At 62.9% G+C, this 13676-nt stretch carries 11 protein-coding genes; 4 read left to right on the top strand and 7 right to left on the bottom strand.

Annotation, left to right across the window (positions count from 1 at the left end):
* The 4 genes from AB4037_RS34055 to AB4037_RS34040 all read right to left on the bottom strand — a co-directional run.
* Positions 1–182, bottom strand: a 182-nt coding sequence (locus AB4037_RS34055; RefSeq protein WP_441773170.1) for an ATP-grasp domain-containing protein, incomplete at its 3' end; no start/stop codon positions are given.
* A gap of 171 nt (positions 183–353) precedes the next feature.
* Entirely contained in the window at positions 354–2504 is a 2151-nt protein-coding gene (locus tag AB4037_RS34050; protein ID WP_441774579.1) for an acetate--CoA ligase family protein, read from the bottom strand.
* A gap of 410 nt (positions 2505–2914) precedes the next feature.
* Positions 2915–4222 (bottom strand): oxalate/formate MFS antiporter, encoded by a 1308-nt coding sequence (gene oxlT / locus AB4037_RS34045; RefSeq protein ID WP_434955193.1) that lies wholly within the window; start codon positions 4220–4222, stop codon positions 2915–2917.
* Positions 4223–4779: 557 nt separating this feature from the next.
* Positions 4780–4917, bottom strand: a complete 138-nt coding sequence (locus tag AB4037_RS34040; RefSeq protein WP_441774578.1) for a hypothetical protein — start codon at positions 4915–4917, stop codon at positions 4780–4782.
* A gap of 642 nt (positions 4918–5559) precedes the next feature.
* On the opposite strand from AB4037_RS34040, the gene AB4037_RS34035 reads away from it, so the two are divergent.
* The 4 genes from AB4037_RS34035 to sucD all read left to right on the top strand — a co-directional run bounded on the left by AB4037_RS34035 (position 5560) and on the right by sucD (position 11058).
* Positions 5560–7317, top strand: a complete 1758-nt coding sequence (locus tag AB4037_RS34035; RefSeq protein ID WP_441774577.1) for a thiamine pyrophosphate-binding protein — start codon at positions 5560–5562, stop codon at positions 7315–7317.
* 94 nt (positions 7318–7411) lie between these two features.
* Entirely contained in the window at positions 7412–8686 is a 1275-nt protein-coding gene (frc, locus tag AB4037_RS34030) for a formyl-CoA transferase (protein WP_441774576.1), read from the top strand.
* Between the two features lie 240 nt (positions 8687–8926).
* Positions 8927–10090 carry an ADP-forming succinate--CoA ligase subunit beta gene (gene sucC, locus AB4037_RS34025; RefSeq protein WP_441774575.1) on the top strand — a complete coding sequence of 388 codons (1164 nt, stop codon included), beginning with the start codon at positions 8927–8929 and terminating at the stop codon, positions 10088–10090.
* 77 nt (positions 10091–10167) lie between these two features.
* On the top strand, positions 10168–11058 hold the full coding sequence (sucD, locus tag AB4037_RS34020) for a succinate--CoA ligase subunit alpha (RefSeq protein ID WP_441774574.1): 891 nt from the start codon (positions 10168–10170) through the stop codon (positions 11056–11058).
* Between the two features lie 333 nt (positions 11059–11391).
* On the opposite strand, the gene AB4037_RS34015 is transcribed toward sucD, so the two are convergent.
* The 3 genes from AB4037_RS34015 to AB4037_RS34005 form a co-directional block, all read right to left on the bottom strand.
* Positions 11392–12165 carry a fumarylacetoacetate hydrolase family protein gene (locus AB4037_RS34015; RefSeq protein WP_441774580.1) on the bottom strand — a complete coding sequence of 258 codons (774 nt, stop codon included), beginning with the start codon at positions 12163–12165 and terminating at the stop codon, positions 11392–11394.
* A gap of 88 nt (positions 12166–12253) precedes the next feature.
* On the bottom strand, positions 12254–13282 hold the full coding sequence (locus tag AB4037_RS34010; protein ID WP_441774573.1) for a 2-dehydropantoate 2-reductase: 1029 nt from the start codon (positions 13280–13282) through the stop codon (positions 12254–12256).
* A gap of 103 nt (positions 13283–13385) precedes the next feature.
* Positions 13386–13676 (bottom strand): NAD-binding protein (locus AB4037_RS34005; RefSeq protein WP_441774572.1); only part of this gene is annotated, 291 nt, incomplete at its 5' end.

The following is a 13676-nucleotide window of genomic DNA, read 5'->3' as shown; positions in this document are numbered from 1 at the left end:
TCCTTGAACTTGCCCTTGCCGCGCCCGCCCGCATGGATCTGCGACTTCACCACATAAAGCGGACCCGGAAGCTCCTTGGCCCCTTTCACCGCTTCCTCAACCGTCAGCGCAGGCACGCCCTTCGATATGGGCAGGCCGAATTCCTTCAGAACCGCCTTCGCCTGGTATTCATGGATGTTCATTCTTCTTGGACCTCGTCGCTGTCATGGGATGGTGCCTGCCGGTCATGAGGCATAGTTCCGCCATTCCCGCGATCCCGATGAGGGAGCACAGGCTGGATGGGCTGTTCGATTGAGGGAGGAGGGGGTGAACGACGCCGGCGCGGTGCGTCGACGTCATCAGCAAGCCTGGCCTCAGAGCAACCCAGCCCCGCGAGCCCATTTATATTTGGCGCCGAGCACTTCCACCGGCAGCTCGGTGGAATAGGCATAGGCTGGCACGCCATGGGCATAGAGATATTCGGAAGCTTCCTCGACCTGTACGTCGCCGGCGAGGGAAGCAACGATCGGCTTTTCGATGCCGCGAGCCTTCATCTCTTCCTTGGCCTCGATCACCAGCTTGGCGAAGGTCATCGGCGGCGTGATGATGGTGTGCCAATAGCCAAGGATGATCGAGTGGATGCGGTCGTCTTCCAGGCCGAGCTTGATGGTGTTCTTGTAGGTCGAGGGCGGTTCCCCGCCGGTGATGTCGACCGGATTGCCGGCGGCGCCAAAGGGCGGGATGAATTTGCGGAAGGCCGCGTCGAGATCATCGGGCATCGACATCAACGACAGGCCGTTGTCGACGCAGGCATCGGAGAGCAGCACGCCCGAGCCGCCGGCGCCGGTGATGATGACCACGTTTTCGCCCTTGGGCGTTGGCATAATCGGCACGCCGCGGGCGAATTCCAGCAATTGTCGCAGCGAACGGGCGCGGATGACGCCGACCTGCTTGAAGACGTCTTCATAGATGCGGTCATTGCCGGCAAGCGCGCCGGTGTGGGAGCTCGCCGCCTTTGCGCCGGCCGAGGTGCGGCCGGCCTTGAGCACGATCACCGGTTTCTTCTTGGAGACGCGCTTGGCGACTTCGGCGAAGGCGCGGCCGTCCTTCAGGTCCTCGCAATGCTGGGCGATGATCTTGGTGTTGTCGTCCTGCTCGAAGAAGGTGAGCAGGTCGTCCTCGTCGATGTCGGATTTGTTGCCGAGGCCGACGATGGCCGAAACACCCATCTTGGCCGAGCGGGAGAAGCCGATGATGGCCATGCCGATGCCGCCCGACTGGGAGGACAGGGCCGCCGAGCCCTTCACGTCATAGGCGGTGCAGAAGGTCGCGCAGAGATTGGATGGAGTATAGTAGAAGCCATAGATGTTCGGTCCCATCAGGCGGATATTGTATTTGCGCCCGATCTCCTGGATCTCGCGCTGGCCCTCCTCATTGCCGGTTTCGGCAAAGCCCGAGGGAATGAGTACGGCGCCCGGGATGGCCTTCTCGCCGCATTCGATCAGGGCGCCCGCCACGAATTTCGCGGGAATGGCGAAGACGGCCGTATCGATGGTGCCGGGCACATCCTTGACGCTCTTATAGGCCTTGTAGCCCAGGATCTCGTCGGCCTTGGGGTGGATCGGATAGATCTGGCCCTTGTAGCCACCATTGATCAGGTTCTTCATCACCGAATTGCCGATCTTGCCATCCTCGGAGGAGGCGCCGATCACAGCCACGGCCTCGGGGCGCATGATGCGGTTCATCGCGGTAACGATGGCCTCCTGCGAGGGCCGGGGGCGGGATGGCCTGACCTCGAAGTCCACCACGATGCGGACGTCGGCCGCGACGGCACTATCCTTGGTAGCGAAGACCGGATTGAGATCGAGCTCGGTGATCTCTGGAAAATCGGTGACGAGCTGCGAAACCCTCGCCAGCGTGTCGGCGAGCGCATCGCGATTGACCGGATCGCCGCCGCGCACGCCCTTGAGCATCTCGGCAGCCTGGATGCCGTCGAGCATGGACAGAGCCTCGTCACGGTCGATGGGCGCCAGGCGGAAGGTGATGTCTTTCAGCACCTCCACCAGCACGCCGCCGAGGCCGAAGGCGACGAGCTTGCCGAAGCTGTCGTCGGTCACGGCGCCGATGATGACTTCCTGGCCGCTCCTCAGCATCTGCTGGACTTGGACACCCTCGATACGGGCATCGGCCTTGTAGGCCTTAGCATTGGCGAGGATCTTGTCGTGGGCGGCTTCGGCTTCGGCCGCGGAGGCCACCCCGACGATCACGCCGCCGGCTTCGGTCTTGTGCAGGATGTCCGGCGAGACGATCTTCATGACGACCGGAAAGCCCATGTCGCCTGCGAGCTTGGCGGCCTCGGCGCCGGAACGCGCCAGCCCCTCCTGCGGCACGGGAATGCCGTAGGCGTCGCAGACGAGCTTGCCTTCTGGTGCGGTGAGGCTGGTGCGGCCGGATGCCTTGACGGCATCGAGAACGGCCCGGACATCGGCCTGGATGGAATGCGCGGGTTTCGCCTGGATGTTCATGGGGGTTTCTCCCTGGTCGTTGCCGGTTCGAAGCGTCGTCCTATCGGCGAGAATTCGAATTGCTGGTATCTGGTATGCCAGATTTGAGTTTGTCAAGCCCGGTCTTGGCTGTCGTGCGAGGCCTAAAGCAGGCTTTGAAGGAAACGCACTTTTGCTCGAACTCTTTGTTTAGGCTTGTCTTTGCGAATCCCGACAAATCTGGCGGGCGGCAAGTGCTTGAGTGCGAAGAACCGTATTCGGTTCTTGGCCGCATGTCGGAGGATCCAGGGCCTCAACGCCGCTGGAGCATCGTGTCGCGATCGTGACGAAGAATGCAGCCTGGGATCGGGTTCGATAATCCCGGCCGGTGCCTGTCGGCGGCACCGGCTTTTGATGATCGGACGTGGCTGTTGATGCCCGCCACGCGAGGGTTATGCGGCTGCGGTGCTCGCCGGCTGTTGCAATTCGTGCTTGCGCACCACGCCCGCCCGCCAGGGCTTGAGCACCCCGATGGCGAGGACAGCAGCCAGGATGTTGGCACCGGCTGCGATGAGGAACACCAGGTCCCAGCTACCGGTCTGCTGCTGCAGGACGTTGGCGAAGGGGACGAGCAAGGCGGCCGTTCCCTTGGCCGTGTAGAGCAGCCCGGCATTGGTGGCCGCATATTTGGAGCCGAACGTATCCGTGCAGGTCGAGGGGAAGAGGGAGTAGATCTCGCCCCAGGCGAAGAACACGAAGCCGCTGAGCAGCACGAACCAGACCGGGTCATGGCCGAATTTGTACAGCAGGTAGATGCCGACCCCTTCCATCGCAAAGGCGATGAACATGGTATTCTCGCGGCCGATCTTGTCCGACACCCAGCCGAAGAAGGGACGGGTGAGGCCATTGAGGATACGATCGAGCGTCGCGGCGAAGGTTACGGCTGTCATGGTCAGGCCGAACAGCGAGACCGGGATGCCGTCGAGCTTGAGATCGGCACCGATGGGCTTGAGGTTGGCGGTTACCATCAGGCCACCGGCCCCGACGATCACGAACATGAAGTACATCAGCCAGAAAATTGGCTGGCGCAGTACCTCGGTCGGTGCGAAATTGCGGCGGGTCTGCACGATGTTCTTGTTCTGCACCGGAGCTGGCACCTGGCCGCTGCGAGGCGTGTGCATGAATAGCGCGAAGATGATGACGATGATGCCTTGGCCGAGGCCGAACCAGAAGAAGGCAGCCTGGAACCCGTCATTGGCGATCATGGCCTGGATGGGGGCCACGGTCAGGGCCGAGCCGGCGCCGAAGCCGGCTGCGGTGATGCCGGCCGCCAGGCCGCGCTTGTCCGGGAACCATTTCAGCGCATTGCCTACGCAGGTACCGTAGACGGCGCCGGCGCCGATACCGGCAATGATCTGCCCGAGATAGAATAGAGAAAGCGAGGTGGCGTAGGAATTGATCACCCAGCCGATGGCGCAGAGCGCGCCGCCGAAGACCACCACGAGTTTCGGCCCGTATTTGTCGACGAACCAGCCTTCGACCGGCACGAGCCAGGTTTCGAACAGGACGAACAAGGTGAACGCCCATTGTATCGCGGCCCTGTCCCAGCCGAACGTTTTCTGGATGTCGGGAACGAAGAATGTCCAGCCATATTGAAGGTTGGCGATCATCACCATGCAGACGACGCCGATTGCAAGCTGTGTCCAGCGGAAGGCATTGGATACCTTCGGCAGGCTTTCCTCTCCTTGCGACCCTACCATTGCAGTCCCCCTTGGTTTTTGTTGGAGGTTGGACGGAGCTCAGGCTCCATTAAGCAGGTTGTGAGGGCATATTGGTATCTTGCATGCCAGTTGGCAAGCGTCGTTTTTCATCGACGCATGCCGAACGGCCCCGGAAGAGACGTCTTCCAGGGGGCTTCAGCACGGATGAGCAGGAAAGACGATCGGCATCAAGTTACGGAAAGAACTGAGATCTTCGTTCCGCGTACTTCGATGGCCGGCGCAGTTGCGAATAGATCAAAAAAAGTTGCAGGGAAGCAGTCGCAACGCTGCCCCATGTCGTAAATAAGGTAGGAATAGTCGATTCTTAGATATAATCTTCTGGCATGCCAGATTCGAATTTGCTCTCCAGACAATGCGTCTGGCTGCGCCGAAGCGGCGTGATCGCGTCCAGCCGGCCCACGCTTTCGACAATTGGAGAGAGGGCCTGTCAATCGAGTGGCCCACCAGCGATCCCAGTCGAATCGTTTTCACCAGCGCCGTCTTCGGGACCATCGTGCCAGGCCATGGCGAGGCACGGCAGCGACGATCCAGAGTATTCAGAGGCCGAAGGGCTCGCGGGAGCCGGCGCGGATATCGGCCTGGGCCATCTTCATCAGGAAGCCCGAGAAGGCAGTCCAGATACGGGCCGACAGCGGACGGGCGGCGGGGCTACGGGACAGAGCAGAACTGGTCATGGTCGTTCTCCGCGTTGGGGTTCGAGGAAAGATTTTTTGTTGCTGCGAATCTGGCATGCCAGAGCCCAGATGGAAAGCGCCGATGTTGCATTGCAGTCATGCGCTCTTTGCAATGCGAAGTAAACAACCGCCACTTACCTCCGGGCCGTCAGTGTCCCTGTTGGGCAGGGCGACATAGGCTGAAACTGGTTTAGCGGTAGCTCCACACTAAACACGAAAATTCGAGGCTTTCTTATAAGCTTTACTGCATCGCGGCATGAATTCGCGCACACCATCATCACGCGAGCTTGGCTGCAGAGACGGTCTTTCAAGCCGGCAAAATCGTGCTTCCCTGCTGCCGTAACTCTACGCGATTTTCGCTTGGAGTTGACTGTCAAGCCATTGAAATAAAAGAGAATTCATCTTTCCTCATGGCAGTGGAAAAGGCCGATGCCAGCCGCCACGCAGGCCGGAAAATTCGGATTGACACTCTGGTATCTGGCATGCCAATGTTGAGACATACGGCATGCCATGGCGTCACTCCGCCAAGTAGAAGGCGATATCGGCACAGTTGATCCCGTCCATTCCTATGCGATGGGCAACAAGCCGGCCGATGCTTTCAGCGGCATATCGTTGCGAAGAACAACGGGAGGAATTGCCCCAATGGCAACGGTTACAGCACTGCAAAAGCCCGTGACCACGACGGCCGAAGATACGCTCAAGCAAAAAGCCCGCGACGGCAGCGTTGTCTCCGGCGGACATCTCGTCGCCAAAGCGCTCAAGGCCGAGGGCGTCGATACGATCTTCACCCTGTGCGGGGGGCATATTATCGACATCTATGACGGCTGTCTTGACGAAGGCATCCGCATCGTCGACGTGCGTCACGAACAGGTTGCCGCCCATGCCGCCGATGGCTATGCGCGCCAGACCGGCAAGCTCGGCTGCGTCGTTACCACGGCCGGTCCAGGCTGCACCAATGCGATGACCGGCATCGCCACCGCCTTCCGTTCGGAAAGCCCGGTTCTGCATATTGGCGGGCAGGGTGCGTTGACCCAGCACAAGATGGGGTCGCTGCAGGATCTGCCGCATGTCGACATGATGAAGCCGATCACCAAATTCGCCGCGACGGTCTCCTCCACCGAACGCGTGGCGGACATGATCTCGATGGCGGCGCGCGAATGTTTCGCCGGTGCCTATGGCCCGTCTTATCTCGAGATCCCGCGTGACGTGCTCGACCGGGAAGTCTCCCTCGACCGCGCGGTCCTGCCGGCCTCCGGCAGCTATCGCGCCTCGACCAAGTCGATCGGTGATCCCGCCGATATCGAAAAACTCGCCGATATCCTGGTTGGCGCCGAGCGCCCCGCCATCCTCTATGGCCAGCAGGTCTGGACCGGCCGCGGGCAGGATGAGGCCATTGCGCTCTTACGCGGGCTCGACATTCCCGGCTATTTCAACGGCGCCAGCCGCGGCCTGCTGCCCCCCGGCGATCCCCACCATTTCGACCGCACGCGCTCGCTCGCCTTCGCCAAGGCCGATGTGCTCGTCATCGTCGGCACGCCCTTCGATTTCCGCATGGGCTATGGCAAGCGCATCAGCAAGGACTTGAAGCTCATCCAGATCGACATGGATTACCGCACCGTCGGCAAGAACCGCGACATCGATCTCGGCCTGGTCGGCGACCCCGGTGCGATCCTCGGCGCCGTGCTGCAGGCGGCTTCCGGGCGCATGGACAAGGGCAAGCGCCAGCTGCGCCAGCAATGGATGCAGATGCTTCAGGACGCCGAAGCGGTGGCGACCGAGAAGCTGATGCCTCTGTTCCTCTCCAACCAGACGCCGATCCATCCCTATCGCGTCGCCTATGAGCTCAACGAGTTCCTCGGCGAGGACACCATCTATATCGGCGATGGCGGCGACGTGGTGACGATCTCGGCCCAGGCCGTGCGTCCACGCGGACCGGGCCAGTGGATGGATCCGGGCGCGCTCGGTTCGCTCGGCGTCGGTACCGGTTTTGCCCTGGCGGCCAAGCTCGCCAATCCCAACAAGGAGGTGCTGTGCTATTACGGCGACGGCTCCTTCGGCATGACCGGCTTCGACATGGAAACCGCCGATCGCTTCGGGGCGCCCTATCTGGCCGTCATCGGCAACAACTCCTCGATGAACCAGATCCGCTATGGCCAGGTTGCCAAATATGGCGAGGAACGCGGCAATGTCGGCAACAAGCTCGGCGACGTGGCCTTCTCGAAATTTGCCCAGATGCTCGGCAATCACGGCGAGGAAGTCCGCGACCCCGCCGAGATCCAGCCGGCGCTGCGACGGGCCCGGGATGCCATGGCCAAGACGGGACGCTCGGCACTGGTGAACATCTGGGTCGATCCGAACGAATACGCGCCGGGCACCAAGAACCAGACCATGTACAAGTGAGACCGCGGAATGGCCGGCCAACCTTGCAACAGGTGCCCTGGCCAGGCCATCCCGCTCCCTCGCCATAACAGATGATATTTCCGAGGAGGGAACCATGGGACAAGCACTCGAAGGCGTGCGCATCCTCGATTTCACACATGTCCAGTCCGGCCCGACCTGCACCCAGTTGCTGGCTTGGTTCGGTGCCGACGTGATCAAGGTCGAAAAGCCCGGCGTGGGGGACATCACCCGCACGCAGCTGCGCGACATTCCCAATGTCGACAGCCTCTATTTCACCATGCTCAACCACAACAAGCGCTCGATCACGCTGGACACCAAGAACAAGGCCGGCAAGGCGGTGCTCGAGGAACTCGTCAGGAGCTGCGACGTGCTGGTGGAGAATTTCGCCCCCGGCGTGCTCGACCGCATGGGCTTTTCCTGGGCCCGCATCCAGGAACTCAACCCCCGCATGATCGTGGCTTCGATCAAGGGCTTCGGCCCCGGTCCCTACCAGGACTGCAAAGTCTATGAGAATGTCGCCCAATGCGCCGGCGGCGCGGCCTCGACCACCGGCTTCGATGACGGCCCGCCTCTGGTGACCGGCGCCCAGATCGGCGACTCAGGCACGGGCCTGCATCTGGCGCTCGGCATCGTCACCGCGCTCTACCACCGCACCCATTCGGGGCGCGGCCAGCGCGTGGATGCCGCCATGCAGGACGGCGTGCTCAATCTGTGCCGGGTGAAGCTGCGCGACCAGCAGCGCATCGAACGCGGGCCCATGAAGGAATATCCGCAATATCCCAATGGCAAATTCGGCGATGCCGTGCCGCGCGCCGGCAATGCGTCGGGTGGCGGCCAGCCCGGCTGGATCCTCAAATGCAAGGGCTGGGAGAGCGATCCCAACGCCTATATCTACTTCATCACCCAGGCGCCGGTCTGGGGCGCGATCTGCAAGGTGATCGGCAAGGAAGAGTGGATCACCGATCCCGATTATGCCACGCCGGAAGCGCGCTTGCCGCGGCTTCGTTCCATCTTCGACACCATCGAGAAATGGACGGAGACCAAGGACAAGTTTGAGGCGATGGATATCCTCAACAAATACGACATCCCGTGCGGACCGATCCTGTCAATGCGCGAGATCGCCAATGAGCCCTCGCTCAGGGTGACGGGGACCGTCGTCGAGGTCGACCATCCCGAACGCGGGCCTTACCTCTCGGTCGGCAATCCGATCAAGCTCTCCGACAGCCCCACCGTGGTCGAGCGCTCGCCGCTGTTGGGCGAACATACGCAGGAGGTTCTGCGCGACGTCCTCGGCTTCGATCAGCACCGGATCGACGAGGTCGCCGGAAGCGGTGCGCTTGGCAATCCCGTGGCCATGGCGGCGGAGTGAGGTTGTCCCGCTGAGATGATGGGGCGGGTGCCGTGGTGGTGCCCGCCCTTTTTTGTGTCGGTGGGGCTATCTCCAGACCGGCCCGTGCCTTTGCAGGCAAGCATGGCATTTCCATGCCGGTCTGAGGACCGGCACGCCAGGGCGGTACTCCATTCGCGCTCCCAGACTTTCCGCTTTGACAGTTTTTGGTATCTGGTATACGTTATACCAGATACCAACGATATCCATGCATGGGAGGGAATGATGAAACTGCACGAGTTCCAGTCCAAGCAGATCCTGGCATCCTATGGCGTCGAGGCGCCGCAGGGTGCCGTCGCCATCACGGCCGGCGAGGCCGGGCAGGTGGCACGTCGCCTCGGTGGTTCCCGTTTCGCCGTGAAGGCGCAGATCCATGCGGGTGGCCGTGGCCGGGCCGGGGGCGTCCCTATCGTTGCCTCTCCCGAGGCGGCGGAGGAGGCGGCCAAAGCGCTGCTAGGCCGGCGTCTGGTCACCGAGCAGAGTGGCGCGCATGGGCGCGTTGTCGAACGCGTACTGGTAGAGGCGGCCGTCGACCACATCCGCAGCTTCTATCTGTCGCTCAGCGTGCATGCCGCCAGCGGCACCCTTGTCCTTGCCGCGAGTGGCGCTGGCGGTGACGACATCGAGGATCGTGTCCTGGCCGGAGAAGATGGCCTGGAGCGCCTGTCATTCGGGGATGGAAGCCAAGTCAGGATCGAGGAACTGCGTACCGTCGCGGCACGCCTGGGCCTGGTCGGGACGCCGGCTGAAGCTTTCGCCAATCTTGCCGATGGCCTGCGACGCGCTTTCCTGGAACTCGACGCCAGCCTGATCGAGATCAACCCGCTGGTCCTGACCGCCGACGACAGGCTGCTGGCGCTCGACGTCAAGATGATCATCGATGACCATGCCCTGTTCCGCCAGGCTTCCCTGGCGGAGCTGCGCGAGGAAGATGGCGACGAATACGAGGTCAAGGCCCGCCAGCGCCAGCTCAACTATGTCCGCATGGACGGCACCGTTGGCATCGCGGCCAATGGTGCCGGGCTCGGGCTTGCCACGGTCGACCTCGTCCACGCCGCTGGCGGCGCGCCTGCCAATTTCATGGATATCCGCACCACGGCAACCAGCCTCGACATCGCGCATGGCTTCGGCCTGCTGCTCGACAATCCCCAGGTGCGCGCACTGCTCATCAATGTGCATGGCGGCGGCATGCAGTCCTGCGACACGGTTGCCGAAGGTCTCGGCATCGCCATGCGCCGGGCCGGGCGCACGCTGCCGGTGGTGACCAGGCTTGCCGGCAACAATGCCGATTATGCCCGCTCGCGTTTCGCCAATTTCGGCTGCCGCATCATCGAATGCCCGGACATGTGGATGGCAGCCGCGAAGGCCGTCGCCGCCGCACGCTGACGGCGATTTTGCTGCAGTTTTAGACTGATAAATCCAAAATAACGCGATAGCGCCGTTGGTGCGCACGGGAGGGCGAAATGGCTATCCTCATCGACAATGAAACCCGCGTCGTCTGCCAGGGCATGACCGGCTGGGCGGGAACCCATCATACTGCTGCGATGATCGAGTATGGTACCAAGGTCGTGGCCGGCGTCACGCCCGCCAAGGGCGGGCAATCCCATCTCGGCGCGCCGGTGTTCGATAGCGTCGCCGAAGCCGCGAGGGAGACCGGCGCCAATGCCAGCATGGTCTTCGTGCCGCCGGCCCGGGTAAGTGCCGCCATCATCGAGGCTGTCGAGGCCGAGATCGCGCTGGTCGTGGCCATCACCGAACGGGTGCCTGTACTCGACATGATCAGGGTGCGCCATGCGCTCGCCGGATCGAAGACTAGGCTGATCGGCCCCAATTCGCAGGGGATCCTGTCACCGGGCCTGTGCAAGATGGGCGTGATGGCAACCGGCAGCGAGCGCCCCGGCAGCGTCGGCATCATCTCGCGCTCGGCCTCCCTGACCAGCGAGGTGATCGCCCAGATCTCCGCCGCGGGTCTCGGGCAGTCGACCACCGTCGGGGTCGGCGGCGACCCCGTGCATGGCCTGTCGATGCGCGATTGCCTCGAACTGTTCCTTGCCGATGCCAAGACCGAGGGCGTCGTGCTGATCGGCGAGATCGGCGGCGAGGAAGAACAGGAAGCGGCCGATTATGTCGCCTCTGTCAGGCCGGCCATACCGATTGTCGGCCTGGTCGTCGGGCTGCATGCCCCGGCCGAGCGACGCATGGGCCATGCCGGTGCCCTGACCATGCATGGCCGTGACCGGGCCGACGCCAAGATCGCCGCCTTCGAGAAGGCCGGTATTACCGTTGCGTCAAGCCCGCATCTGGTCGGCGCTACGATTGGCCGGGCGCTCGCCGCGAAGGCGAAAGCGGCTTGAAAGCAATTTCGCCGCGTGCGCGGGCAGGATGCCCAAAGGCGACAACTTAAACCGAGAAGGCGCTAGTTCTTTACCCCCCCCTGGAGGGGGAGGGTCGGGCGAAGCCCGGGGTGGGGTGACGCCTTTGTAAGAAATTGCGGTTATCCTCTTCACGACCTATGCAATTTCACCCCACCCCGACGCTTCGCGTCGACCCTCCCCCTCCAGGGGAGGGTAAAGAACTGGCGCTCTTCCAGCTTAGGTTCGCGTCTACGGGTATCTTTCTCGCTCTTTCTTTCTGTCGGTATTTGCTTGGATTGGGCAAGATGCCCGCACACCCGGCTTCTTCGTTGCTTACTGCTCGAAGCGGTTCTCTAGGCAGCCAATGCCTTCGATGCTGACGCGGACATCGTTCTGCGCTTCCTTCATGGCGCCGACGCCGAGCGAGGTGCCGCAGCAGATCAGGTCGCCCGGCAAGAGGGTCATGTCCCTGGAAATCAGGCTGACCAGCCTGGCCGGCGGGAAGACCATGTCGGCGATCGGGTAGTTCTGGCGCTCATCGCCGTTGAGCAGCGTCCGCACCACCAGGGTGGCGGGATCGATGTCGGTGGCGATCACCGGACCGAACGGCCCGAAGCCGTCGAAGCTCTTGGCGCGAACCCATTGGGCGAAGGTCGAGTCCCGCGTGATGATGTCGCCGGCGGTGATGTCGTTGACGCAGGTATAGCCGAAGATGGCGTCCGCGGCTTCCTCCTCGGAAGCGTTGCTGCAAGGCTTGCCGATGACGATGCCGAGCTCGCCCTCATAGACGACCCGGCCATCATAGGAAGAAGGCCTTGCCACGGTCGCGCCCGGGGCGGTGACGCTGGTGGGCGCCTTGAGCAGATAGAGCGGCTCCGGCGGCACGGCGACATTCAGCTTGGCGGCGAGCTGGTGGAAATTGTTCCAGAGCGCGATGATCTTGCTAGGCACCGTCGGTGCAAGGATCCTGGCCTTCGCCAAAGGCAGCGTACGGCCGGTGGCGGCGGCGATGCCGAACATGTCGCCGCGATGGACATGGATGGCATCGCCTTCGAGCGTACCGAACTGGGCCTGCCCGTCTTCCTCGAAACGGATCCATTGCGACATGGCGGTCTTGCCTCTCTGTGATGGCATGAGGGATTTTCGAAAGACGGCGAGATCGTCGCCGCCTTTCGACAATGTTCGTCGTGCCCGGTCAGGCTTGGCCGACGGCGCGCAGCGGAGCCGGCGCCACCTCTTGCGGGAAGGTGGGGTAGAGGCCCCTGACCCGAGCCATCTGCTGCACCAGAGCGAGCACGGCATCGATATGCGGCGTCGCGATCTCGGCGATGCGCCCCATTTCCTGCACCGAAGTGAGCAGGGCGTCGATCTCCAGCGCCCGGCCCTTGTCGAGATCTTGCAGCATCGAGGTGCGGTGGGCGCCGACCCCTGCCGCCCCGTCGATGCGCCGGTCGACGCCGACCCGGAAGCGTGCACCGAATTTGAGCCCTATCTGCTCGGCCTCCACCATCATGGCGCGCGCCAGCGCCCGCGTGCCCGGCTCGGTCGCGATCACGTCGAGCGTGGCATGGGTGAGGGCGGAGATCGGGTTGAAGCACAGATTGCCCCAGAGCTTCAGCCAGATGTCGTCGCGGATATCCTCGTAGAGCCGGGGCTTCAGGCCGCCGGCCGTCATCGCTTCGGCGAGCCTGGCCACGCGCAGGCTCTCCGTGCGGTTGGGCTCGCCAAGGCCGAACTGGTTGCCGTAGATGTGCTTGACCACGCCGGGCTCGGTGATCTCGGTGGCCGGATAGACCGTGCAGCCGATCACCCGCTCGGGGCCGATGGCCTGCCACTGCCGGTTACCCGGATCGACGCTGGCGAGGCGGGTGTCGCCATGAGGCGCGGGCAGGCCGTAGAAATACCACCAGGGCACGCCGTTCTGGGCGGTGACGACGGCGGTGTCGCGGCCGAGCAGCGGCTTGAGCGCTTCCGCCGATTCCCAGGCCTGGTGCGCCTTGAGGGTGACGATCACATAATCCTGCGGCCCGAGATCGGCCGGGTTCTGCGTGGCCGTGGGCGAAGCCGTCAGTTCCTGCCCGTCGACGAGCAGTTTGAGGCCGCGGGCCTGCATGGCCTTGAGATGGTCTCCGCGTGCGATGACCGAGACTTCGGCACCCGCCTGCTGCAGCATCACTGCCATGTAGCCGCCGATCGCGCCGGCGCCGTAGATGCAGATCTTCATGATGTCGCTCCCCTAGAGCATTTTTCAGAAAAGGTGATAGACTTTTCGATTAAAAAAATGCGCAAAAACAAAGAGTTGACGCCCGCCTTGCGGGTCTTCAGTTTCAGTTGGTCGTGGTGGTGACGGCGTGGTTGGCCATGAGTTCGAGGGCCCGCACCATGGCGGAATGGTCCCAATCCTTGCCGCCATGCGAGACGCAGGCATTGAACARTTCCTGGGCGGTGGCGGTGTTGGGCAGGGARAGRCCGAGCTGGCGGGCCGTGGTCAAGGCGAGATTGAGATCCTTCTGGTGCAGGGCGATGCGGAAGCCCGGATCGAAGGTGCGCTTGACCATGCGCTCGCCATGCACTTCCAGGATACGCGAGGCGGCAAAACCGCCCATCAGGGCCTGGCG

This window comes from Labrys sp. KB_33_2 (assembly GCF_052114505.1).
Classification (GTDB): Bacteria; Pseudomonadota; Alphaproteobacteria; order Rhizobiales; family Labraceae; genus Labrys.
Note: the sequence above shows the minus strand (reverse complement) of the source record. Positions and strands in the feature narration are given on the sequence as shown.

What these genes read in the sequence shown, in the direction of transcription:
- AB4037_RS34050 (WP_441774579.1), bottom strand. Translation starts at nt 2,504, where the DNA reads ATGAACATCCAGGCGAAACCCGCGCATTCCATCCAGGCCGATGTCCGG.
- frc (WP_441774576.1), top strand. Translation starts at nt 7,412, where the DNA reads ATGGGACAAGCACTCGAAGGCGTGCGCATCCTCGATTTCACACATGTC.
- AB4037_RS34040 (WP_441774578.1), bottom strand. Translation starts at nt 4,917, where the DNA reads ATGACCAGTTCTGCTCTGTCCCGTAGCCCCGCCGCCCGTCCGCTGTCG.
- AB4037_RS34010 (WP_441774573.1), bottom strand. Translation starts at nt 13,282, where the DNA reads ATGAAGATCTGCATCTACGGCGCCGGCGCGATCGGCGGCTACATGGCA.
- oxlT (WP_434955193.1), bottom strand. Translation starts at nt 4,222, where the DNA reads ATGGTAGGGTCGCAAGGAGAGGAAAGCCTGCCGAAGGTATCCAATGCC.
- sucC (WP_441774575.1), top strand. Translation starts at nt 8,927, where the DNA reads ATGATGAAACTGCACGAGTTCCAGTCCAAGCAGATCCTGGCATCCTAT.
- AB4037_RS34035 (WP_441774577.1), top strand. Translation starts at nt 5,560, where the DNA reads ATGGCAACGGTTACAGCACTGCAAAAGCCCGTGACCACGACGGCCGAA.
- AB4037_RS34015 (WP_441774580.1), bottom strand. Translation starts at nt 12,165, where the DNA reads ATGTCGCAATGGATCCGTTTCGAGGAAGACGGGCAGGCCCAGTTCGGT.
- sucD (WP_441774574.1), top strand. Translation starts at nt 10,168, where the DNA reads ATGGCTATCCTCATCGACAATGAAACCCGCGTCGTCTGCCAGGGCATG.